Source organism: Brevibacterium linens ATCC 9172 (assembly GCF_900169165.1).
GTDB classification, from domain to species: Bacteria; Actinomycetota; Actinomycetes; order Actinomycetales; family Brevibacteriaceae; genus Brevibacterium; species Brevibacterium linens.
The window spans coordinates 1-22469 of record NZ_FXYY01000011.1 but is presented as its reverse complement, the minus strand read 5'-3'; the positions used below and the strand labels follow the sequence as shown (position 1 = coordinate 22469).

Genomic DNA, 22469 nt, shown 5'->3' with positions numbered 1-22469 from the left:
GGTGGGTGTGCGTCGATGATGGAATTCCAACTGCGACGACCTCAGGAGTGACCATGTCCGAGAACCATGCCAACGTCTGGCCCACCTTCCGCTACCGCGATGCCAAAGCCGCGATCGCCTTCCTGCAGGAGGCGCTCGGCTTCGACGTCGTCGCCGAGTACACGAACGCCGACGATCCGGATCGCGTCGATCATGCCGAACTCGCCTGGCCCGAGGGTGGGGGAGTGATGCTCGGGTCCGTCCGCGACGAAGGCGGGGTCATGACCAAGACGGGAGTCGCCTCGGGGTCGGTGTATCTGGCCTCCGGCAACGTCCGTGAGCTCCACCAGCGTGCGCTCGCCGCCGGTGCCACCGAGGTCATGGGACTGACCGAGCAGGACTACGGATCGCTCGACTTCGCCATCCAGGACCCCGAGGGCGTGCTGTGGTCGGTCGGCAGCTACCGCGGGGCGGGCAGGTGACGGCTCGGACTGGTCCGCGTCGGTCCGAGAGTCATTCCACCCGCGCGTCGACGCCGTCGGCCCACCGATAGGGACGGGTGGCGAGCAGGGCTCCGACCGATCGGCGCAGACGCGAGACCTCAGCGCGGACGGTGACCACATGGTCGCCGTCCCCGTAGAGTCGCTGGCTGAGATCGGCGGCACTGATCCCTGCAACCCCCGCCGAGGTGACCGCCGCCAGAATCTGCGCCCTCCGCGGCGTGAGCGGAACGACGAGGGGGTCGGTGCCGGAATGGATGTCGAGCACGGGTGGGTCCTGTCTCAAACGCAGAGTCACCGAGGCACGACGGTCGCCGGTGGGCCGCAGCAGCCACCCGCCGGTGATCTTCTCCGGCAGGCACAGACCGGCACCGGGAATGAGGATCGAACGGTCGGCGGCGGGGGCCTCGATGCGGTCGCGGCTGCGCACTCCCTGCTGGTAGGCCACCCATCCGGCATCGTCGACGACGAGTGCCGGACCGGCCGTGCCGGCGAGCATCGCCGACATCCGATCGCGCAGGGAGTTCAGGGCTTCCTGTTGCGCGATCATCAGCCGGGCCTCGGCCAGACGCACCGCCGTCGTCACCAAGGACTGCACGGCCGGATGAAGCGTCATCGCCGGGCCGCTGATATCGACGACTCCCAACAGGGTCCCGTCATGCGGGTCGTGGACGGGCACGGCACTGCAGTACCAGGGATGCTGAGACGCTTCGAAGTGCTCGGCGGAGAAGAGCTGGACGGGTGCCTCCTCCGTCAGCGCCGTGCCGATGGCATTCGTGCCGACCTTGGCTTCGGACCAATGCGCTCCAACGACGAATCCGAGCTCATCGGCTTGGCGCCTCGCGGACGCCGCACCATCACGCCACAGAATGACGCCATCGGCATCGGTGACGACGAGGATGAACGGAGCCGCATCCGGAGCCCGCAGCAGCACCGACCGCATCTCCTCGACGACCAAGCGCAGCCGCGAATTCCTTCTCCGAGTCTCCAACTCAGTCTCATCGGCGACGACCCGCGCATTCGCGCCATCCGGGTCCAGCCCCAAGCGCAGCATTCGATCCCACGAGCGCCTGACCAGCGCGCGCGGTTGCACCGGGGGAGACGCCCCGGTGATCACAGCATCGTGAATGCGTGTCAGATCCCTGGCGAGATGCGCCAGATCCGGCTGAAGCATGCCTTGAGTATAAGACGGGAACGCACCCCTGACCATGGGGTCGAAGCGTCTGTGAGAATCCCGCCTCGGTGCGAGCCATGCAATCCGATGCAACTCTTCCGAGCCGTGAGCGTCCGTCCTAGTTTGGAGTCACTGAACTCAACGAGGAGGAAAGATGACAACGACGCTCGACCGTCCCCAGCTGACTGCCGATGACATCGCAATGAGGTGGCTGCAGGACTTTGAATCGGCCCTGAGCCGCCGGGATATTCCGGCCGCCGCCGGACTGTTCGCCACGGACAGCTATTGGAGAGACCTTGTGTCCTTCACTTGGAATCTCAAGACGGTGGAGAATCCCGATGGGGTCACCGACCTGCTCACCCATAACCTCGACCGCGTCTCGCCGGAGGAGTTCGAACTCAGCGAACCGGCAGCAACCGCCGACGGAGTGACGGAAGCATGGTTCACCTTCACCACCTCGGTGGGGCGCGGCAAAGGGCTGGTCCGCCTCATCGACGAAGACGGCATCAAGGCCTGGACCATGCTCACCTCGCTGCAGGAGATCGCCGGACACGAGGAGCCGCGCGGCAATCGCCGGGTCAAGGGTGCAGAACACGGCGTCGATCCCGAGCGGAAGAGCTGGTCGGAGAAACTCGCCGAGGAGGACGCCGCCTGGGGTAAGACCGCCGACCCGTACATCCTCGTCGTCGGTGGCGGGCAGGGCGGGATCGCCCTCGGCGCTCGCCTCCGCCAACTCGGGGTGCCCTCCCTGGTCATCGATCGGTGGGAGCGGCCGGGTGACCAGTGGCGGTCGCGGTACAAGTCGCTGTGCCTGCACGATCCGGTCTGGTACGACCACCTGCCGTACCTGAAGTTCCCCGACAATTGGCCGGTGTTCGCACCGAAGGACAAGATCGCGGACTGGTTGGAGTTCTACACGAAGGTGATGGAGATTCCGTACTGGTCATCGACGACCGCCGCCTCGGCGACCTATGACGAAGCAGAAGGCCGGTGGACGGTCGACGTCGACCGGAACGGAGAGAAAGTCACTCTGCACCCGACCCATCTGGTGATGGCCACGGGCATGTCGGGCAAGCCGGGCATCCCCACGTTCCCGGGCTCGGACATCTTCGAAGGTGAGCAGCAGCACTCCTCGCAGCACCCGGGTCCCGATGCCTATGCAGGTAAGAAGGTCGTCGTCATCGGCAGCAACAACTCGGCCTTCGACATCTGCGGCGCCCTGTATGAGAACGGGGCCGACGTCACGATGGTGCAGCGCTCGAGCACGCACATCGTCAAGAGCGACTCGCTCGTGGAGATCGCGATGGGCGACCTGTACTCCGAACGCGCGCTGGCCAATGGTGTGACGACGGAGAAGGCGGATCTCATCTTCGCGTCACTGCCGTACCGGATCATGCACGAGTTCCAGATCCCGCTCTACGACCAGATCAAGGAAGCGGACAAGGACTTCTACCAGCGGATGGAGGATGCCGGATTCGACCTCGACTTCGGTGACGACGAGTCCGGGCTGTTCCTCAAGTACCTGCGTCGAGGGTCGGGCTACTACATCGACGTCGGATCCGCCGAGCTCGTCGCCGACGGCAAAGTGAAGCTGGCCAAGGGGCAGGTCGACCACCTCACCTCCGACACGGTTGTGTTGGCGGATGGCACCGAGCTGCCGGCCGACCTCGTCGTCTATGCCACCGGCTACGGTTCGATGAACGGTTGGGTCGCCGACCTCGTCGACCAGGAGACCGCGGACAAGGTCGGCAAGTGCTGGGGCTTGGGGTCGGAGACGACGAAGGACCCGGGCCCGTGGGAGGGTGAGCAGCGCAATATGTGGAAGCCCACCCAGCAGGAGAACCTGTGGTTCATGGGCGGCAATCTGCATCAGGCCCGCCACTACTCGCTGTACCTGGCGCTCCAGCTCAAGGCTCGCCACGAGGGAATCGACACCCCGGTGTACGGACTGCAGGAGGTTCATCACCTGAGCTGACTCTCGCCCGAACCGGTCATCTTCGCTGCGGGTGGAGGCGTATTATGCGGAGTTCCGGACGATCTGTGCTGATTTGGGCCTCAGTTTTCCGCACAGATCGTCCGGAACTTCCCATCTTTTGGCTGAATCCCGCCTGAGACGAGCGACATTCCAGTCAGTCGCCGCATGGTCAACAGCCGCCACCCCTGCCGCGCCCCGGCCGAACGCGTAGCTCGAGACCCAGATGGTCACGAATCTGTGCCTCCAGCAGGATGTAGTCGGCGTTGTTGGTCACATGGAGAACTGTCCAGCCTTCTGCACGGAGCGCTTCGTCGCGTCTGAGGTCGCTTTCTCTCTGCCGCTTCGATTCGAAGTGGTGGCCGCCTTCATACTCCAGAGCGAGCCGCGCGTCGGGATAGCCGAGGTCAGGTTCGACTATGCGCCCAAGGAGGCGGCTGCGAACATGAGGATGCACGACAGGTTCGGGCAGACCGACTTCGACGGCCCACAGCCGCAGGTCTGTCTCGGGTGGCGAATCGACAGTCGGGCGGGCGAGGCTGGCCGCCTCCACGAGGTGCTGTCGTCCGCGGAGGAATGGACGTGTGCGAATGCAGTCACGCAGTTCGTCGAGCCCGATCTGGGGTGGTCCGTGCCAGTTGCCGACGACCGCGTCGCAGATTTTCACGAGGTCGCGTTGCATCAGGTCGCCTGCGATTCCGATGATGACCTCTGCTGGAGCGAGAATGGGCAAGCTGAACCATTGCCTGACCGTCATGGTCGTCATTCGGCGCAGAGTGATCCCAGGGAGCCTGATCCGACAATTGGGCTCCGTGACTGAGACATGGAGTTGCGACGTCAGCCAGTTGGAGGGAAGCGGCCAGCCGTAGAGCCGCGCGGCAAGTGCGTGGCTGGCAGCAATGTCCGGGTAGTGGAGGAGCGCGGCTCTGAGCCTCTGCGCATCAAACAGCCAGTCAGTATCGGCCCACGCCGGTACCGGGCGACGGTCGAACCGTTCGAGGTCCATCCGTACGCCGGGCAGTACCTGCTGAAAGCGCTTCGAATGATAGAGACTGTGCCGTGTGATGCCGCGTTCGATGTAGTCCCGGGTTCGGAATACCTCCGGAAAATCGTGCATCACCCAGCGAGAGTCAGCGTACATAGGAGCCAGCTTCGCCTTCCGGTCACTGAAAAGAAATGGCGCGAAACCAGCCTGTGGATAGAGAATCGCCATCCACAGTCAGCTGTGTGCGAGTGACGCCGCGGTGGTGGGCCGACTTCCGGACGATCTGTGCGGAAAGCTGAGGCAATATCCCGCACGAGACGTCCGGAACTCCATGGGGGTGCCTCAGAGCCCGAGGCGCGTGAGCACCCGCTTCACGTGGTCGAGGGCTTCATCCTGTGAGAGTCCGAAGTTCTGATTGAAATACATGCCGTCGCCGATGAGCTGGATCGTCATCGCCAGGTCAGCATCGCCGAGGTGGTCGTTGAGTAGGTTGAACCACGCTTCCCTAGTCCTACGCAGAGCTGCCTTGGCCTCCTCGTTCTCGAGTGCGAGGCAACCGGCGGCGATGAGGCTGCGGTCCAGGGGAGTGCCGACCTCGGCCGAGGTCTCGAGGTAGTAGTAATGGAGGCGCTTGCCGGCGGCTTTCATCGCTTCGATGTCTTCGCCGACCAGCTGGTCGAGCCGTTCCAGGCTGCCGTCGATGAGTGCCGCCTTCGACCCGAAATGGTAGAGCAGACCGCCCTTGGAGACTCCTGCCTTCGCCGCTACTGCGTCCAGAGTCGCTCCGGCGGTGCCGTGTTCGTCGAGGAGCGTATCGAAAGCGTCGAGGAGCTTCTCCTTGGTTGCGGTCGGATTGCGTGCCATGACCCTGAGCCTAATCGATGGCGGGGCCCATGAGACGGACGGTGCGCCCGGAACCGGGCCGAGGCGGTGAGGGGACGAGCCGACGGTGCCAAGCGGCTGTGCCGATGGGGGCACGTCATCGCCGAGGCTGTCGAGCACTCCGTGCATCTCCTGAGGATGCGCTACTGCGACCTGTATTCCGCGGCAGGATGATCTAGAGATCGCAGCCTGCTTCCCAACTGTACCGTCCAGACGGTACAGTTGATGGCATGACAACGACACTGACTCCACAGCTGCGTGCCGGTCGGCGCGAATGGGCCGGTCTCGCGGTGCTCATGATCCCCGTGCTGCTGATCTCGATCGACAACACGGTCCTCGGCTTCGCGATCCCGGCGATCAGCACCGGCCTGCATCCGACGGGCACGCAGCTGCTGTGGATCGTCGACATCTACGCGCTCATGCTCGCCGGTCTGCTGGTGGCCATGGGCAGCCTCGGTGATCGGGTCGGACGTCGCAAGCTGCTCATCATCGGGTCTGTCGGCTTTGGTGCGGCCTCGCTGCTCGCGGCGTTCTCCACCTCGGCCGAGATGCTCATCCTCGCCCGCGCCCTGCTCGGCATTTTCGGCGCTACCCTCATGCCCTCGACACTGTCGCTCATCCGCAACATCTTCGACCACGACAAGGACCGCCGCATCGCGATCGCCACCTGGGCCGCGATGTTCTCCGGCGGTGCCGCTCTGGGTCCGATCGTCGGCGGCTTTCTGCTCGAGCACTTCCACTGGAGCTCGGTCTTCTTCATCAACCTGCCGCTCATCGCGCTCTTCATCCCCGCGGCCGCCATCCTGCTGCCCGAATCGCGCGATCCGAACCCCGGCCGCTTCGACCCGTTCTCCATCATCCTGTCGATGCTCGCCCTGGCCCCGCTCGTCTTCGCCATCAAACACAGCATGGCTTCTGGCGCCGACCTCCTCTTCTGGTTCACCCTGTCCGTGGCGATCGTCGCCGGCGCCAGCTTCGGCCTCCGCCAGCTCGCCACACCGAACCCGATGCTCGACGTCCGTCTGTTCGCGAACTCCGTGTTCACCTCGGCGGTGGTGTCGAACCTGCTGAGCCTCATGGGGCTGGCCGGGTTCCTCTACTTCGGCACCCAGCTGCTCCAGCTCGTGCTCGGGCTCTCTCCGATCGACGACGCCCTCGTGCTCATCCCTGGGCTGATCACCTCGGTCGCGGCCGGCTATCTGGCAGTGCCGCTCATCGCCCGCTTCGAACCGCGCGTCGTCGTGCCCTGCGCGCTCGCGCTCAACGCGGTCGGCATGGGCATCATCGCCTTCACCTCCGAACACTCCGTGATGGGAATGCTGCTGGCCTTCCTCATCCTCGGCATCGGACTCGGCACCGCCGAGGTCATCACGAACGACCTCATCCTCGCCGCGGTCCCCGCTCACAAGGCCGGAGCTGCCTCGGCGATTTCGGAAACCGCGTACGAATTCGGGTCCGTCATGGGAACGACCGTGCTCGGTGGACTCTCGACCTTCATGTACGGATCCGCGCTGCAGTCCGCGATCGGGGACAAAGCGGACAGAGCTCAGTTCGATACGCTCGGCTCCGCGCTCGAATACGCGTCCGGGCTGAGTGGTGCAGCCGGTGAACGAATCACCGAGGCGGCCGTGTCTGCCTTCGACTTCGGCGTGCAGTGGGCCGCCGGTGCGGCCGTCGTCCTCGTCCTCGTGGCCGCCGTGCTCACGAGCTTTGGCCTCAAGGGGGCCGGGCGACTCCTGCCGAGACCAGCCTCCCGATCTGATTCCGACCGCTGAGCCCGCTTCACCGGCAGTGGGCGCGGGCAGTGGACTCCCCACGAAAATAGGTCAGCACCGGATACTTCTTGGGGGTGGAAAGTATCCGGTGCTGACCTATGTTCGGCGCCGTTTACGACAAAGGACGGGGGAGACGGCGGCCTACGCCGCGGCCGCTGGGATCAGCCCTGCGACGAGTTCGCCGGAGTGAGCACCTCCTGCGTCGCCAGCTTCTGCCGCTTGCGGGCGAGCACTCGGCCGATGCCGGTGTAGACCAGAGCGGCGATGAGCACGACGTAGATGACGATCGTGATCGGCGAGGACACCAAAGTCGACGCATCTCCGCCGGCCGCCAACAGGGCATCACGCAGGTTCGACTCGGCCAGAGGCCCGAGCACCATGCCGATCATCAGCGGCGCCAACGGCACACCGTAGCGCTTGAGCACGAAGCTCAGCACGCCGATGCCCAGCAGGATGAGCAGCTCGAACGTCGAGGCGGACGTTGCATAGATGCCCAGGCCGCAGAAGACCGCGATGCCGCCGTAGAGGTACGGGTCCGGGATCTTCAGCAGCTTCGCCCACAGCGGAGCGAACGGCAGGTTGATGATGAGCAGGACGATCATCGCGACGAAGAAGCTCGCCAGCAGACCCCAGACGAGCTCGGGGGAGCGGTCGAAGAGCAGCGGACCGGGCTGGATGCCGTACTGACGGAAGGCAGCCAACATGATCGCCGCCGTCGCCGAGATCGGCAGACCCAGAGCCAACAGCGCACCCATCGCGATGCCCGTCGTCGCCGATCCGGCCGCCTCGGGGGCGGCAAGACCACGGATCGCGCCCTGTCCGAACTGCGGATCCTTCCGCCGGGAATCGAGCTTGCGCTCCAGGCCGTAGGCCATGAACGTCGGAACATCGGCACCGCCGACGGGGATGACGCCGAAAGGCAGACCGATCGCCGTACCGCGCAGCCACGCCGGCAGAGCTTCACCGACCTCCTTGCGGGAGAGGAACGGGCGGCCCGAGGAGCTGACTGTGTTGTCCGTGGCCTGGCGGCGGATCCGGGAGGCGATGAAGAACACTTCGCCCAGCGCCAGCACACCGACCGTCACCGTGACCAGCGAAACACCGTCGAAGAGTTCGGGGACGCCGAGAGTGAACCGCTCCGTGCCCGAAACCGAGTCGATGCCGATGACGGTGAAGCCGATGCCCAGCACCAGAGCCGTGAGCCCCTTGAGCACCGAATCGGCGACCACCGAGGAGGTGGCGACGAAGGCGAACAGGGCAAGGGCGAAGAACTCCGCCGGACCGAAGCTCGTCGACAGATCCGCCAACGCGGGAGCGACGAAGACGACGAGGAAGCAGGAGATGAACCCGCCGATGAATGCGCCGATCGCAGCGGTGGCCAGAGCCTGCGGGGCCCGCCCGGATTTGGCCATCTTGTGGCCTTCGAACGTCGAGGCGATCGCAGAGGCCTGCCCCGGGGTGTTCATGAGGATGGCCATCGTTGAGTCGCCGAAGAGCCCACCGAAGTAGACGCCGGCGAACATGATGAACGCGCCTGTGGGGTCGAGTGCAAAGGTCATCGGCAGCAGCAGAGCCACCGCCATCGACGACCCGAGGCCCGGCAGCACGCCGACGGCGGTGCCGAGGAAGCAGCCGACGAACACCCACAGCAGGTTCATCGGGGTCAGAGCGTGTGCGAAGCCTTCGAAGAGGGACATGAGAGCGTCCATATCAGAAGCCACCTCCCAGAATCCCCGAAGGAAGGTTGAGTCCCAGCATCACCGCGAAGGCGATGTAGACCAGGGACGAGAACGTCAGTGCCAGAGTGAGGTCGAACAGCGGCTTCTTCGATCCCATCGACCGGGCCACACACCAGAACAGCAGCGCTGCGGCGATGATCCACCCGGCGAATTCGAGGATGAGGGCGAACGCCGCGAAACCGCCGGCGCCCCAAGCCAGGGACACGAAGTCACTGTGAGTGCGGTGCGTCGAATCGGCCTTGCGGGCCGCGGCCAGGGCGGCACGGTCGTCCTCGGGTTCGTCTTCCTCATGAGGGGAGAGTCGAGAGGCCGCGACCGCCGAGGTGACCGGAGTCGAGAACGCCTTGTCCTCTTCGACCTGGGCCGGGACCGCATCGTCGACATCGACGGGTTCGGGATTGCGGATATAGGCAATGACCAGCAGGATCGTCAGCGCGTAGCCGACGAGCATGATGATCGTCGGGAAGAACTGCGGTCCCGGTCTGTCGGCATCCGCAGGCACGTCCATCGTGAGGATGCCGACGAGCAGATACGTCGAGAATGCTCCCATGATGAGGGGAACGATGAGTCCTGACCGTCCCTGCCACCAGGTTCCCGCGCCGAGGTGGCCCGTGCGTTTCGTCGTCTGTGTGCTCACAGTCCCAACTCCTTCAGCAGCTTCTCCACCCGTGACGAGTCCTCCTTGATGAACTCGGCGAATTCGTCGCCGGTCAGCCACACGTCGGTCCATTTGTTCCGTTCGAGGGCGTCCTTCCAGGCCGCGCTGTCGCGGGTCTTCTGAAGGATGTCGAGCAGCTGGCCGGATTCCTCGCCGGTGATGTCCGGCGCTCCGAGCCAGCCGCGCCAGTTCGTCAGCGTGACCTCATAGCCCTGTTCGGACATCGTCGGCACCTCGTCGAAGCCCTCGATCCGCTTCGGGGCGGCAACGCCGATGGCCTTGACGCGTCCGGCCTCGATCTGGTCGGAGACCTCGTTGAAGCCGCAGGAGGCGAAATCGGTCGTCCCCGAGAGCAGCGTCTGGATCGCTTCGCCGCCGCCGGACTTCGGGATATAGGTGATGTCGGACGCGGCGATCCCGCCGAGGAGCGCGAGCTGCGCGATCGTGAGATGGTCGACCGAACCCGCCGAACCGCCCGTCCACACGAATCCTTGCGGATCCTTCTTCCATGCGCCGATGACATCGTCGAGCGTATTGTGCGGGGAATCGGCGGCGGCGATGAGGACGTCGTAGTCCTCGGCCACGCGGGCCATCAGGGTGGTGTTGTCGAATCCGACCGGCGACTCGTTCAGTGCGATCCCGCCGACCATGGCGGTGCCCGTGGCCAGGATCGTGTCCGCCCGACCATGCATCGTCGAGAACTTGCCGAGGCCGATCGTGCCGCCGGCTCCGGGGATGTTGACGACCTGGGCGTTGTTGGCCAGTCGGTCGACGCGCATGGCCTGCTGGGTCTCGCGGGCAAAGCCGTCCCAGCCGCCGCCGGCGCCGGCCGGAGCGATGAGGGTGAGATTCGACGACAGGTCGCCCTTCGCTGAGGCGGCCCTGACCGAGTAGGTCGTCGCCGTTCCGATCGCCGCCAAGGCGATCGCCCCGTAGGCGATGCGTCCGAAGGTGCGTCGTGAGGGATGGGAGGATTCGACCGTCGAATCCTCGGGAGGTGGCGCCTGTGGCACGGTCTTCTCCTTTGAAGGCGAGTGTGATGCGAGACTCACCTTAGAGCTTGCTGAGTGTCGACTGCGAGCTTGTGCTCGCTCTGCGCTTTCTGCTCATTGAGCGCGTTGAGTGCATTCTGCTCACGGCGGGTCATCGCTGCGCGCCGGTGCCTGGCCGTCGCGGCCCGTCTGTTCGTGGTCATTCCCCGAGGCATAACAGCGAAAATCGCGGAAACGCCTCGGCCGACTGACCGCAGACGAGGTGGGCGGGCGGAGTGACTAGGGTGGGACCATGACTGATGCCGATTCTCCTGCCACCGTTCCTTCAGCACAGACCCCGTCCGGGGCCGCGGTTGGGACCAAGTCCGAGACCGGGACCTCGACAGCGACCACCCCCGCTTCCGCACCGGTGGCGAAGAAAGTTCCCTTCGAGCGCACCCATCACGGCCATACCTTCATCGACGACTACGAGTGGATGCGCCAGAAGGAGTCGCCCGAAGTCATCGCCCACCTCGAAGCAGAGAACGCCTGGACGAGCGCACAGACTGCTCACCTCGAAGGGCTCCGAGATTCGATCTTCACCGAGATCAAGACGCGCATCAAAGAGACCGATATGTCCGTGCCCAACCGGCGCGGGAACTATTGGTACTTCTCCCGCACGAAGGCCGGGCTCGACTACGGCATCAGCGTCCGGATCCCCATCTCCGGGCCCGATGACTGGACGCCGCCCGAGGTCGGAGAAGAACCTCTGCCCGGTGAAGAAGTCGTCTTCGACTCGAACATCGCCGCCGCCGGTCAGGAGTTCTTCTCCCTCGGCTCCTTCTCACTCTCGGACGACGGCAGCAGACTCCTCTACGGTGTCGACACCACCGGCGACGAACGCTACACCCTCCGACTCCGCGACCTGGCCGCAGGAGACGACCTCGCCGACACGATCGAGGGCACCTTCGCCGGAGCCTCCCTCGACCCGAGCGGTCGCTTCGTCTTCTACACCACTGTCGACGACGCCTGGCGGCCGGAGAAGGTGTGGCGCCACGTGGTCGGCACCGACAGCAGCGACGACGTGTGCATCTTCCACGAACCCGATGAGCGCTTCTTCGTCGGATCGGGATTCTCACGATCGGGCCGGATGATGTTCGTCGTCACCGGGTCGAAGACGACCACCGGGTACTGGGGCGTCAGCGTCGACGACCTCGAAGCAGAACCCCAGGAGATCTGGCCCCGCGTCGACGGCGTCGAATACACCGTCGAGCACGCCGTCATCGGCGGTGAGGACCGATTCCTCATCACCCACAACCGCAATCGCGCCGATTTCGAGCTCGTCGACGTCCCCGCAGCCGACCCGACAGCGCCCGGTCGCGACGTCATCGTCACCGAAGCCGCAGGCGGCAGCGGAGAGCTGCGCAACGGCGAACTGCGCAGCGGCGAAACGCACAACGGCGAACTGCGGGTCGATGACCTGCGCATCGAAGATGTCGACGCCTTCGCCGACTTCATCGTGCTCAGCTACCGTCGCGGCGGCTTCGCCCGCGTCGGCATCATCCGCCTCGGCGATGCCTCCTCTCCCTTCGGGCCGCTGCAGGAGCTGCCCTTCGACCGGGAGACCGGAACCCTGTCACTGGGCGGCAATCCCGAATTCGCGCAGACGAGCGTCCGACTGCATTTCACCTCCATGTCGACGCCCGCGGTGCTCTATTCGCACAGCGTCGCAGACGGCACTGACACGGTCCTCAAGCGTCAGCCCGTTCTCGGATCCGTCGACCTCGACGCCTACAGCGAAACCCTCCTGTGGGCGAAGGCCGGCGATGGCACCGACATCCCGATCTCGGTGGTCTTCCGCAAGGACCTGCACCAGTCCGACGAACACGACGGACACGGCGGACACGGCGATCCCGCCTCGCCGGAGGGCGCAGCGGACGGAGTCGGCGCGGCCGAGGCGAACGGCAGCGCCGCCTCGGCGAAACCGCTGCTCCTCTACGGATACGGCTCGTACGAGGCGAGCATGGACCCGTACTTCTCGGTCTCGCGGCTGTCGCTGCTCGACCGCGGCGTCGTCTTCGCCATCGCGCACGTGCGCGGCGGCGGCGAAATGGGCCGATACTGGTACGACCAGGGCAAGACCACGGCGAAGAAGAACACGTTCACCGACTTCATCGACGTCGCCCGCCACCTCATCGACACCGGATGGACGAGTCCGGATCGGCTCGTGGCCAGCGGCGGATCGGCCGGGGGCCTGCTCATGGGCGCGATTGCGAACATGGCGCCCGAGCTCTTCGCCGGCATCAGCGCCGACGTGCCCTTCGTCGACGCGCTCACCTCGATCCTCATGCCCGAGCTGCCCCTGACCGTCATCGAATGGGAGGAATGGGGCGACCCGCTGCATGATCCGGAAGTCTACGAGTACATGCGCTCGTACTCTCCCTACGAAAACGTCACCGAGGCGGCCTACCCGCAGATCTTGGCCGTGACCTCGCTCAACGACACCCGAGTCCTCTACGTCGAACCCGCGAAATGGGTCGCCCGACTCCGCGAGGTCGGTGCGAACGCTCTGCTCAAGACCGAAATGGTCGCCGGTCACGGAGGAGCCTCCGGACGGTATGACGCCTGGAAGGAGATCGCCTTCGAATACGCCTGGATCCTCGACGTGCTGGGACGGTCGGACGTCGAAACAGAGGCCTGAGGGGACGACTGTCGCCGCAGATAACGATACTGGGACGATTGTCTCCAAAACCTGGATTCGGCACCCGGTGTCAGTGCCGGGCCATAGAGTGGATATCATCACATTCGACGTGATGCGCGTCATGAACTCAGGACGGTCTGAGTGACGGCGGCGCATCATTCATCTGCATTGCCGTCAGGGTCCTTGCCCGCGAGGAGCGGCGGTGTCGAATGCAGAATTCGTGACGGATCCGCACCGGCGGACCGAAATTCCGAAAGGGAGAAGAATGCGTCTCAGTAAAATGGCCACAGCGATGGTGGCGGTCGGTTCGATTCTTGCGGTTTCGGCCTGCGGCGGCGGTGAGAGCGGTGGCGGCGAAGGCGATTCGTTCTCCATCGGCGTCTCGCAGCTCGTGCAGCACCCGGCGCTCGACGCCGCCACCGAAGGCTTCAAGAAGTCGTTCGAGGATGCCGGCGTCGACGTCGAATGGGACGTGCAGAACGCCCAGGGCGAACAGGCCAATGCGACCTCGATCGCTCAGCAGTTCGCCAGCGACGACCTCGACCTCGTCCTCGCCGTGGCCACCCCGGCCGCTCAGGCCGCAGCCCAGGCGATCACCGACAAGCCCGTGCTCTTCACCGCCGTCACCGACGCCGAAGAAGCCGGACTCGTCGATTCCAATGACAGCCCCGGCGGCAACGTCACCGGCACCTCCGACCTCAACCCGGTCGAAGAGCAGCTGAAGCTGGTCAAGGATGTCAAACCCGATGCGAAGACCGTCGGCATCGTCTACAGCTCCGGTGAGGTCAACTCGCAGGTGCAGGTCGATCTCGCGAAGAAGGCGGCAGAAGGCCTCGGTGTGGAGATCAAGGAAGCGACGATCGCGAATTCGGGCGAGCTCGCTCAGGCCGTGGACTCGCTCGGCAAGGTCGACGCCTACTACGTGCCCACCGACAACAACGTCGTCTCGGCCGTGTCGACCATGGTCCAGGCGGCAGAGAAGAACAAGGCTCTGCTCGTCGGGTCGGAGGCCGGTCAGGTCGAATCCGGCGCGGCGATCACCCGCGGCATCGACTACACGAAGCTCGGCGAACAGACCGGCGAAATGGCTCTGAAGATCCTCCAGGACGGAAAGAAGCCCGCCGAAATGCCCGTCGAGACCAGCTCGAACCTCGAGCTCGTCGTCAACCCGAAGGCCGCCGAGGCCCAGGGTGCCGAGATTCCGCAGAAGCTCATCGACGAAGCCGACAACGTCATCGAGTGATCGACGCACGCAACACCCCGTGACCCGGTGCAGAGAGTCCTGAACTCCTCGACTGCACCGCCGTCACCGGCCCCGAGGTCGTCGGCACCGACGCCGACGACCTCGGGGCCACCACGAACCACACACCAGAAATGAACGGAAACCCATGTTCGGAGCATTGGAGCTCGGGCTCATCTACGGCGCGATGGCGCTCGGGGTCTATCTGACCTTCAAGGTCCTCAACTTCCCCGACCTCACCGTCGACGGAAGCTTCACCACGGGCGGCGCCACCGCAGCCTCCCTCATCATCGCCGGGGTCAACCCTTTCCTGGCCACGCTCGCGGCGATCGGCGCCGGACTCATCGCCGGCTACATCACCGGCCTGCTCCACACGAAGGGCGGCATCGACGGACTGCTCGCCGGAATCCTCACGATGATCGGCCTGTGGTCGATCAACCTGCGGATCATGGGGAAGGCGAACCTGCCGCTCCTGCGAGAAGACACCGTGTTCACCCCGCTGCGCGAGAACATGCTCTTGGGCACCTGGGTGTCGATTGCGATCCTGCTGGCCTTCGCCCTCATCCTCAAGTTCGCCATCGACTGGTTCCTCACCACCGACCTCGGACTGGCCATCCAGGCCACCGGCAACAACAAGGAGATGATCCGCAGCCTCGGCGTCAACACCGACAACTCGACGATGCTCACCCTGGCGCTGTCGAACGGATTCGTCGCGCTCTGCGGAGCGCTCGTCGCCCAGTACCAGGGGTTCTCCGATATCAGCATGGGCATCGGCCTCATCCTCGTCGGGCTCGCCTCGGTGATCCTCGGCCAGGCCGTGTTCGGCGGCCGCAACATCGTCATGGCCAGCCTCGGCGCACTCCTCGGGTCGGTCTTCTACCGGCTCATCATCTTCCTCGCCCTGCGCGCGGGCCTGGATACGAACGATATGAAGCTGACGACCGCGCTGCTCGTCGTCATCGCACTGCTGCTGCCCAGATGGGGGTTCCTCAAACGGATCCCCTCGCTGCGCGGGCGCGGCAACCGCGCGACCGCCTCGGTGCCGGCGGGAACGACCGAGATGAAAGACCCCGGCGAGGTCGCCGACACCCCCGCCGGCGCGACCGGCGCCCGAGCAGGGAAGGAGATCTGAGACCCATGCTCACGATCGACAACATCTCCAAGACCTTCTTCCCCGGCACCGTCAACGAACGCAAGGCACTGCAGGGGCTTTCGCTCGAACTCGACGAATCCGACTTCGTCACCGTCATCGGTTCCAACGGTGCCGGAAAATCGACCCTGCTCAACACCATCTCCGGCCGCCTGCCCATCGACTCCGGGTCGATCACCATCGACGGTGCCGAGGTGTCGCGGATGCCCGAATACAAGCGAGCGGGATACCTGGGCCGAGTCTTCCAGGATCCGATGGCCGGAACCGCTCCGGACCTCACGATCGAACAGAACCTCTCCCTTGCGCTCAAACGCGGAAAGCCGCGCGGGCTGGGGCGGGGGACCACCTCGGAACGGCGCGAGCACTTCAAAGAGGAGCTGGCGACTCTCGAACTCGGCCTCGAGAACCGGCTGAAGACGAAGGTCGGACTGCTCTCCGGCGGACAGCGGCAGGCACTGAGCCTGCTCATGGCCGGATTCACCCAGCCGCGGATCCTGCTGCTCGACGAGCACACCGCCGCTCTCGACCCGCAGCGTGCAGCCCTCGTGTCGACCCTGACGAAGAAGATCGTCGAGGCCGACGGGCTGACCACCCTCATGGTCACCCACAATATGGAGCAGGCGATCGCGCTGGGCAACCGGCTGATCATGATGCACGAGGGGCGGATCATCTACCAGGCTTCGGCCGAGGAGAAGAAGGACCTGACCGTCGAGACCCTGCTCGGCGAATTCTCGAAACTCAAGGGAGCGACGCTCGGCGACCGGGCACTGCTCAACTGAGCCGAGACTCGACAGCCGCTGAAGCGCAAGGGTGCCGGGCTCGCTGGAGAGCAGCCGCGCGCATGACACCCGGCCGAGGCGCATAAGAGGGTGGTTCACACCGCGTGGTGCGGACCACCCTCTCTTCCGCGCTGGTGGACTTTACCAACCGGTTGGTAAAGTTGCGGTATGGCGAATGACGGACGGACGCGGATTCTCGAGGCGGCGAAGGCTCTGGCCGAATCGCACGATTCGGTGCAGGGTGTGACGATCTCGCTCGAATCGGTCGCGCAGCAGGCGGGACTGACGAAGCCGGGCCTGATGTATCACTTCCCGTCCAAGGAAGCGCTCATGCTCGGGCTCGTCGACCATGCCGCGAAGGACTGGGCGCAGCGGCTGCGCGAGCACACCGGACATTCGAGTCAGGAGCTGACGAGCTTCGACCGGCACCGGGCCTACGTCACCGTGGCCACCACCGCCGAGGTCTCGCGCGCCGACTATTGGATCTTCTCCGATGCGCTCTACCACCCGAAGCTGTCGCGGGCGTGGAGCGAGCATCTCGGCCCGTGGTTCGACACCGCCGGGCTCGATGATCGTGCCGTGTCTCTGCTCACCGCAGCCCGATTCTGTGCCGACGGCGCATGGATGTCCGAAGCCACCGGAGTGTTCCCCTCCAGTGATCTCGCGGCCGTGCGCACACACGCGCTCGCGCTCATCGATGGCGCTGAGGCAGCCATCGATGCCGCTGCGGGAGTCGCTGTGGGAGCGTCCGACGATGCCGGAGCGGAAGCGTCCGACGACGCCGGAGCGGAGGTGACAGGATGAACTCGACACGTCTGCTGCTGCTCGTCACCGCCATCCTCGCCGAGGTGGCCGCCACCCTGATGCTGCGTGCCGCGGTCGCCGATCCCGTGTGGATTCCCGGGGTCGTCGTCCTCTACGCCGCGGCCTTCTTCATCCTCGGCCTCACCCAGCGGCTGGGCATGCCGCTGGGCGCCGTCTACGCGACGTGGTCGGCCAGCGGGGTCGCCCTCGTCGCCGTGCTCGGTGTCGTGTTCTTCGGTGAGCTCCTGAGCGTCGGCGCCATCATCGGCATCGCCCTCATCATCATCGGCGTCATCCTCGTCGAATCCGGCACTCCCGAAGAATCCGCGACCGTGGAGACGGAGGTGACCGAATGAGCTGGATGTGGTTGGCCCTGTCGATCCTCAGCGAGGTCGCCGGCACCCTGTGCCTGCGTGCGAGCGCCGGACTGCAGCGCAGGATCTGGTTCATTCCCGTGGCCATCAGCTACACCGCGGCCTTCTTCTTCCTCGGTCGCACGCTCGCCGAGGGCATGCCGCTCGGCGTCGCCTATGGTCTGTGGGCGGCCTGCGGAGTCGCGCTGGTCTGCCTGCTCTCCCGGGTCATCTGGAAGGATCCGCTCACGCGCAAGGCGCTGCTGGGCATCGGATTCATCGCCATCGGCGTCGTGCTCGTCGAAATCGGCTGACCCAGGTCTGCCGAATCGACCGGGACTGCCGAATCGACCAGGACTGCCCGATTGACCGTTCCCGCGCGGGGCAGGTCCGAGCGGCTACGCCCGGTGCATCCTCGGCGAGGGCTCAGCTCGGTGCATCCTCGGCGAGGGCGGCGCCCATTCGCTGCTGAGGATTTATTGTGAAGCCTCACGCAAGTTGTTATCGTCCGAAGGCATGACCCCTCTCAGATTCGACGACCACCACCGCTGGGGATGGTCGACCCCGAATCGAGAACGCCCGAGCTACGGCTTCGCCAATGATTCCTGGGAACCCGTGGCCATCGGCTGGTGGGGCGGAGAGCCCTAGTCGCTGATCGCCGATCCGCAGACCATCTGCCGGATCGACGACCGCCGGCCGGTCGCAGCACCTGATCTCCGACTCTGACCCGATGGGCGTTCATGCCATCGGCTCCTGACGCGTTCGTCTCCGTGCGCGGCACCGATCGATCTCGGCAGTTTCCGCAACAATCGAAAGAGTGTGAACCGACACATGACAGATGACTCAAAACGCACCGACGAACAGGATCCGGGTCCGGAAAAGCGGTCCGATGCCCCCACCGAGGCGGCCCGCCGCGCATCTCGCGAACGGATCATGGCCGATGCCCGCCGGATGGGGGCTGACGCCAAACGCGTCGGTCGCGAGACCGGGCGCAACCTCGGCCAATTCGACTACCGCCGCCCGCGCGGTCCCGTGAAGGCCGATCTCGAAGACACACACGGCCACTACCCGCACGACACCCACCCGATCCTCGTGCCCGGCATCGCCATCGACGAACAGCGACGCCGGTACTCCCTCGACAAAGTGATCTTCGCGATCGCCGGAACCCTCACGGTCGCCTTCGTCATCTGGGGCATCGCCGATTCCGGCAGCGTCGCCTCGGTGGCGCAGGCCGCATTCGACTGGTCGACGATGAATGTGGGCTGGCTGTTCAACCTCGTCGCCCTCGTCATCCTCGTCGCGATGCTCATCCTCGCGTTCTCCCCGTACGGAAAGATCCCGCTCGGAAAGGACGGGGAGAAGGCCGAGTTCTCCACGTTCGCCTGGGTGGCGATGCTCTTCGCTGCGGGCATCGGCATCGGAGTCCTCTTCTTCGGCCCCTCCGAGCCGCTGACCTACTTCATCACTCCACCCCCGCTGACGAATGATCCGGAGTCGATCGAAGCGCTCCACGGCGCGATGGCGCAGACCTACTACCACTGGGGATTCCACGCTTGGGCGATGTACGCCCTGGTGGGCGGCGCGATCGCGTACGCCGCCTATCGCCGCGGCAGGTCCCTGCTGCTGTCCTCGATCTTCGTCGGCCTCTTCGGCAAACGACAGTCGGAGGGCTTCGCCGGCAAACTCGTCGACATCTTCGCCATCGTCGCCACACTGTTCGGCACGGCCGCCGCGCTCGGCATCGCAGCCATGCAGATCGGCACCGGAGTGAGCATCGTCTCCGGTGCGGGACCGATGACGAACAATATGCTCGTCATCATCATCCTCGTCCTCACCATCGGCTTCATCATCTCCGCGGTCTCGGGTGTGTCGAAGGGCATCCGCTACCTGTCGAGCATCAACATCGTGCTCACGATCGGCATCGTCGGCATCGTCCTCTTCCTCGGGCCGACCCTGTTCCTGCTCAACCTGCTGCCCTCGGCGCTCATGGAGTACCTCGGGTCGATGTTCGACCTCATGGGCAAGTCCCTGTCCTGGGGCTCCGATACCCAGGAGTTCCAGTCGGTGTGGACCGTCTACTACTGGGCCTGGTGGATCTCCTGGTCGCCTTTCGTCGGCACCTTCATCGCCCGCATCTCGCGCGGGCGCAGCATCCGCCAGTTCCTCCTCGGCACGATCTTCATCCCCTCGACGCTGCTCTTCGTCGCCTACGGGATCATGGGCGGAACCTCGATCTCGATGTACCGGGACGGCGCCGCCGGGTTCTCCGACAGCATGGCCGCACCCGAGGTCTTCTTCGCCCTCGTCGACAACCTTCCCTACGTCGAATGGCTGCCGTTCGTGGCGATCGTCGTGCTCGCGATCTTCTTCATCACCTCGGCGGACTCCGCCTCCGTGGTCATGGGCATGCTCGCCAGCCGCGGCGACCAGGAGCCGAAGAAGTGGGTGGTCGTGTTCTGGGGCCTGGTGATGTCGGGCATCTCCGTGGTCATGCTCCTGCTCGGCAACGCGAACGCCCTCGAGGGCCTCCAGCAGCTCGTCATCGTCACGGCCGTGCCGTTCGCGGTCATCATGCTCTTCATCATCATCGCCTGGGTGAGGGAGCTGCGCACCGACCCGATGGCACTGCGCCGGAAGTACGCGCAGAACGCCGTGGACAATGCGGTGGTCGCCGGTGCCGAATCCTATGGTGACGACTTCGCCCTGCAGGTCGTGCCCACCGAACCGGGAGACGGCGCGAACTGCGGCATCGACTCCGAGCACGAGGACTACACCGGCTGGTACCAGCGCACGGACGAGAACGGCGAACCCGTCGGATTCGACTACGAGACGGGGGAGTGGGCCGACGGATGGACTCCGGATGACGGTACCGCCCACGCCGAGGCGGACGCCGCCTCGACGACGGACGCGACGGACGGGAACGCCGCCTCCACGACCGATGCGGACTCCGGGGCCGCCTCGGCGACGGAATCCGACCCGGATTCGGTGACCGATTCCGCAGCCGACCTCGGCTCCGACCGCAGAGAGGACCACTCATGACCACCCCGAACATCGTCGTCATCCAAGCCGATCAGATGGCCGCCCAGGCCCTCGGCGCCTACGGAGATGCGGCCGCGCTGACGCCGAACATGGACGCCCTGGCCGCCGATGGAGCCGTCTTCGACCGTGCGTACTGCAATACTCCGCTGTGCTCGCCGTCGCGGGCGTCGATGATGACCGGGCGGATGCCCTCGGAGATCGACTGCCTCGACAACGGCGATGACTTCGCAGCCTCGGTGCCAACCTTCGCGCACCGCCTGCGCAAGCTCGGCTATCACACGGCGCTGATCGGGCGGATGCACTTCATCGGTCCTGACCAGCACCACGGTTTCGAAGAGCGGCTGACCACGGACGTGTACCCGGCCGACCTCGATATGGTGCCCGACTGGAACCGTCCCCTGGAGCAGAAGCTGCAGTGGTATCACGAGGCCGACCCCGTGTTCACCGCCGGTGCGGCGACCGCGAACGTCCAGCAGGACTTCGACGACGAGGTGATCTTCAAGACCCTGCGTCACCTCAACGATCGCAAACGCGCGAATCAGGCCGCCGGGACCGACCAGCCGTTCCTGATGGTCACCTCGTTCATCCATCCCCACGACCCGTACGAGCCGCCGAAGGCCAACTGGGACCGATTCGCCGAGGTGCCCATCCCGGATCCAGCCCACCCCGAGGTTCCCGATCCGGCCGTGGACCCGCACAGTCACCGCCTGCGCACGATGTGCGGCTTCGACGAACGCGAACCGGGCATCGAGGATGTGCGGCGGGCACGTCGGGCCTACTACGCGGCGGTCAACTACATCGACGACCACGTCGGAGCCATCCGACGCCGGCTGGCCGAACTCGACCTGACGGACAACACCGTCATCATCGTCACGAGCGACCACGGCGACATGTTGGGGGAGAAGGGGCTGTGGTTCAAGATGTCCCCGTACGAACAGTCCTCCCGGGTCCCGCTCATCATCAACGGACCCGCCGAGGTGATCGCCCCGGGCCGGTATGCGAACCCGGTCAGCCTCGTCGACCTCGCGCCGACCCTGCTCGACATCGCCCAGGGCACGGGCCAGGCCTCCGGCTCTTCCGAGTCCACGGGAGAAGCACGGGTGGGTGCCGGCGATGCGAACTCCGGGGCCGCCTCGGCGATCGATGACGGTCTGAGCGGAACCTCGCTGCTCGAGTCCGCCCGGCGGGAGGCCGCCGGCGAGTTCGAGTCCGAGGACCGCGACGTCGTCATCGAGTACTTCGCCGAAGGCACCTACCGGCCGCAGGTCACGCTGGTGCGTGGGGATCTCAAGCTCACCGTGTGCCCGGGCGACCCGGAGCTGCTCTTCGACCTGGCCGCCGACCCCGACGAGTTGGTCAATCGGGCCGAGGATCCGGCCTATGCCCAGGCGCGGGAGTCGATGCGCGCCGAACTCGAGTCCCGCTACGATCTCGAGCATCTCGAGGAGCATGTGCTCGGTTCGCAGCGCAGCCGTCAGCTTGTCGCCGATGCGCTCAAGGTCGGCCGTGTCCGCCACTGGGACTTCGACCCGGAGCCGGAGCACGGCTACGTGCGCGGTGACTTCTGGTCGGCGTTCCGCTTCGGCAAGATCCCTGCCGCCGACTGACCGCGCTGCGCCCGCGGGTTCGAAGTGTGAGCGCCGCGCCCTGTCAAGCTGTTTGGAGTCACTCACGCTGCTAGCGTGTCTATCTCTCGATGGTTGATCCCGACGACCTCGGCTGGTGCCGGGGTCGTCGGTGGTTTCGCGAACCGTTCCGGATGCTGCGC

General features: G+C 65.5%; 20 protein-coding genes. 13 read left to right on the top strand and 7 right to left on the bottom strand.

Annotated elements, in window-relative coordinates; all coding sequences use genetic code 11:
- Positions 1-53: 53 nt before the first annotated feature.
- Positions 54-461 carry a VOC family protein gene (locus BLIN9172_RS10050; protein WP_101554955.1) on the top strand — a complete coding sequence of 136 codons (408 nt, stop codon included), beginning with the start codon at positions 54-56 and terminating at the stop codon, positions 459-461.
- Between the two features lie 31 nt (positions 462-492).
- On the opposite strand, the gene BLIN9172_RS10045 is transcribed toward BLIN9172_RS10050, so the two are convergent.
- Positions 493-1653 carry a GAF domain-containing protein gene (locus BLIN9172_RS10045; protein ID WP_101554954.1) on the bottom strand — a complete coding sequence of 387 codons (1161 nt, stop codon included), beginning with the start codon at positions 1651-1653 and terminating at the stop codon, positions 493-495.
- 154 nt (positions 1654-1807) lie between these two features.
- Between BLIN9172_RS10045 and BLIN9172_RS10040 the strand changes: the two genes are divergently transcribed.
- Positions 1808-3628 (top strand): flavin-containing monooxygenase, encoded by a 1821-nt coding sequence (locus tag BLIN9172_RS10040; RefSeq protein ID WP_101554953.1) that lies wholly within the window; start codon positions 1808-1810, stop codon positions 3626-3628.
- A gap of 169 nt (positions 3629-3797) precedes the next feature.
- On the opposite strand, the gene BLIN9172_RS10035 is transcribed toward BLIN9172_RS10040, so the two are convergent.
- Together BLIN9172_RS10035 and BLIN9172_RS10030 are read right to left on the bottom strand one after the other, a co-directional pair.
- Complete coding sequence (locus BLIN9172_RS10035) at positions 3798-4838, bottom strand: endonuclease domain-containing protein (protein ID WP_240812051.1); 1041 nt, start codon at positions 4836-4838, stop codon at positions 3798-3800.
- A 114-nt stretch (positions 4839-4952) separates the two neighbouring features.
- Complete coding sequence (locus BLIN9172_RS10030; RefSeq protein WP_101554952.1) at positions 4953-5474, bottom strand: TetR/AcrR family transcriptional regulator; 522 nt, start codon at positions 5472-5474, stop codon at positions 4953-4955.
- 248 nt (positions 5475-5722) lie between these two features.
- On the opposite strand from BLIN9172_RS10030, the gene BLIN9172_RS10025 reads away from it, so the two are divergent.
- Positions 5723-7267, top strand: coding sequence for an MFS transporter (locus BLIN9172_RS10025; protein ID WP_101554951.1), 1545 nt, complete (start codon positions 5723-5725; stop codon positions 7265-7267).
- A 161-nt stretch (positions 7268-7428) separates the two neighbouring features.
- On the opposite strand, the gene BLIN9172_RS10020 is transcribed toward BLIN9172_RS10025, so the two are convergent.
- Genes BLIN9172_RS10020 through BLIN9172_RS18115 form a run of 4 tightly spaced genes read right to left on the bottom strand, consistent with a single transcriptional unit; the run spans position 7429 to position 10859 of the window.
- Positions 7429-8976 (bottom strand): tripartite tricarboxylate transporter permease, encoded by a 1548-nt coding sequence (locus BLIN9172_RS10020; RefSeq protein WP_101554950.1) that lies wholly within the window; start codon positions 8974-8976, stop codon positions 7429-7431.
- 1 nt (position 8977) lies between these two features.
- Entirely contained in the window at positions 8978-9643 is a 666-nt protein-coding gene (locus tag BLIN9172_RS10015) for a tripartite tricarboxylate transporter TctB family protein (RefSeq protein WP_025779950.1), read from the bottom strand.
- A complete protein-coding gene (locus BLIN9172_RS10010; RefSeq protein ID WP_025779948.1) occupies positions 9640-10677 on the bottom strand; it encodes a Bug family tripartite tricarboxylate transporter substrate binding protein in 1038 nt (345 codons plus the stop codon). The genes BLIN9172_RS10015 and BLIN9172_RS10010 overlap by 4 nt, the downstream gene beginning before the upstream one ends.
- A 35-nt stretch (positions 10678-10712) precedes the next feature.
- Positions 10713-10859: a hypothetical protein gene (locus BLIN9172_RS18115; protein ID WP_164742760.1), complete on the bottom strand. Its 147-nt coding sequence runs from the start codon at positions 10857-10859 to the stop codon at positions 10713-10715.
- Between the two features lie 89 nt (positions 10860-10948).
- Here BLIN9172_RS18115 and BLIN9172_RS10005 point away from each other — a divergent pair, with 89 nt between their 5' ends.
- From BLIN9172_RS10005 to betC, 10 genes are all read left to right on the top strand, one after another.
- Positions 10949-13336, top strand: a complete 2388-nt coding sequence (locus tag BLIN9172_RS10005) for a S9 family peptidase (protein WP_101554949.1) — start codon at positions 10949-10951, stop codon at positions 13334-13336.
- Between the two features lie 265 nt (positions 13337-13601).
- Positions 13602-14579: an ABC transporter substrate-binding protein gene (locus tag BLIN9172_RS10000; protein WP_101554948.1), complete on the top strand. Its 978-nt coding sequence runs from the start codon at positions 13602-13604 to the stop codon at positions 14577-14579.
- 145 nt (positions 14580-14724) lie between these two features.
- Entirely contained in the window at positions 14725-15708 is a 984-nt protein-coding gene (locus BLIN9172_RS09995) for an ABC transporter permease (protein WP_025779942.1), read from the top strand.
- A 5-nt stretch (positions 15709-15713) separates the two neighbouring features.
- Complete coding sequence (locus BLIN9172_RS09990; protein WP_025779940.1) at positions 15714-16505, top strand: ABC transporter ATP-binding protein; 792 nt, start codon at positions 15714-15716, stop codon at positions 16503-16505.
- Between the two features lie 168 nt (positions 16506-16673).
- Positions 16674-17309, top strand: coding sequence for a TetR/AcrR family transcriptional regulator (locus tag BLIN9172_RS09985; RefSeq protein ID WP_101554947.1), 636 nt, complete (start codon positions 16674-16676; stop codon positions 17307-17309).
- Positions 17306-17665, top strand: coding sequence for an SMR family transporter (locus tag BLIN9172_RS09980; RefSeq protein WP_025779936.1), 360 nt, complete (start codon positions 17306-17308; stop codon positions 17663-17665). Before BLIN9172_RS09985 ends, BLIN9172_RS09980 begins: the two co-directional genes overlap by 4 nt.
- A complete protein-coding gene (locus BLIN9172_RS09975) occupies positions 17662-17976 on the top strand; it encodes a DMT family transporter (RefSeq protein WP_101554946.1) in 315 nt (104 codons plus the stop codon). Before BLIN9172_RS09980 ends, BLIN9172_RS09975 begins: the two co-directional genes overlap by 4 nt.
- Before the next feature lie 202 nt (positions 17977-18178).
- Positions 18179-18310, top strand: a complete 132-nt coding sequence (locus BLIN9172_RS18550) for a hypothetical protein (RefSeq protein ID WP_257904167.1) — start codon at positions 18179-18181, stop codon at positions 18308-18310.
- 183 nt (positions 18311-18493) lie between these two features.
- On the top strand, positions 18494-20701 hold the full coding sequence (locus BLIN9172_RS09970) for a BCCT family transporter (RefSeq protein ID WP_373270462.1): 2208 nt from the start codon (positions 18494-18496) through the stop codon (positions 20699-20701).
- Positions 20698-22308 (top strand): choline-sulfatase, encoded by a 1611-nt coding sequence (gene betC, locus BLIN9172_RS09965; RefSeq protein WP_101554945.1) that lies wholly within the window; start codon positions 20698-20700, stop codon positions 22306-22308. The genes BLIN9172_RS09970 and betC overlap by 4 nt, the downstream gene beginning before the upstream one ends.
- Positions 22309-22469 lie beyond the last annotated feature (161 nt).

Excerpts from the sequence above, each read along its gene's own strand:
- BLIN9172_RS10050 (WP_101554955.1), top strand. The coding sequence starts at position 54 with ATGTCCGAGAACCATGCCAACGTCTGGCCCACCTTCCGCTACCGCGAT.
- BLIN9172_RS10045 (WP_101554954.1), bottom strand. The coding sequence starts at position 1,653 with ATGCTTCAGCCGGATCTGGCGCATCTCGCCAGGGATCTGACACGCATT.
- BLIN9172_RS10040 (WP_101554953.1), top strand. The coding sequence starts at position 1,808 with ATGACAACGACGCTCGACCGTCCCCAGCTGACTGCCGATGACATCGCA.
- BLIN9172_RS10035 (WP_240812051.1), bottom strand. The coding sequence starts at position 4,838 with ATGGCGATTCTCTATCCACAGGCTGGTTTCGCGCCATTTCTTTTCAGT.
- BLIN9172_RS10030 (WP_101554952.1), bottom strand. The coding sequence starts at position 5,474 with ATGGCACGCAATCCGACCGCAACCAAGGAGAAGCTCCTCGACGCTTTC.
- BLIN9172_RS10025 (WP_101554951.1), top strand. The coding sequence starts at position 5,723 with ATGACAACGACACTGACTCCACAGCTGCGTGCCGGTCGGCGCGAATGG.
- BLIN9172_RS10020 (WP_101554950.1), bottom strand. The coding sequence starts at position 8,976 with ATGGACGCTCTCATGTCCCTCTTCGAAGGCTTCGCACACGCTCTGACC.
- BLIN9172_RS18115 (WP_164742760.1), bottom strand. The coding sequence starts at position 10,859 with ATGACCACGAACAGACGGGCCGCGACGGCCAGGCACCGGCGCGCAGCG.
- BLIN9172_RS10005 (WP_101554949.1), top strand. The coding sequence starts at position 10,949 with ATGACTGATGCCGATTCTCCTGCCACCGTTCCTTCAGCACAGACCCCG.
- BLIN9172_RS10000 (WP_101554948.1), top strand. The coding sequence starts at position 13,602 with ATGCGTCTCAGTAAAATGGCCACAGCGATGGTGGCGGTCGGTTCGATT.
- BLIN9172_RS09995 (WP_025779942.1), top strand. The coding sequence starts at position 14,725 with ATGTTCGGAGCATTGGAGCTCGGGCTCATCTACGGCGCGATGGCGCTC.
- BLIN9172_RS09990 (WP_025779940.1), top strand. The coding sequence starts at position 15,714 with ATGCTCACGATCGACAACATCTCCAAGACCTTCTTCCCCGGCACCGTC.
- BLIN9172_RS09985 (WP_101554947.1), top strand. The coding sequence starts at position 16,674 with ATGGCGAATGACGGACGGACGCGGATTCTCGAGGCGGCGAAGGCTCTG.
- BLIN9172_RS09980 (WP_025779936.1), top strand. The coding sequence starts at position 17,306 with ATGAACTCGACACGTCTGCTGCTGCTCGTCACCGCCATCCTCGCCGAG.
- BLIN9172_RS09975 (WP_101554946.1), top strand. The coding sequence starts at position 17,662 with ATGAGCTGGATGTGGTTGGCCCTGTCGATCCTCAGCGAGGTCGCCGGC.
- BLIN9172_RS18550 (WP_257904167.1), top strand. The coding sequence starts at position 18,179 with ATGACCCCTCTCAGATTCGACGACCACCACCGCTGGGGATGGTCGACC.
- BLIN9172_RS09970 (WP_373270462.1), top strand. The coding sequence starts at position 18,494 with ATGACAGATGACTCAAAACGCACCGACGAACAGGATCCGGGTCCGGAA.
- betC (WP_101554945.1), top strand. The coding sequence starts at position 20,698 with ATGACCACCCCGAACATCGTCGTCATCCAAGCCGATCAGATGGCCGCC.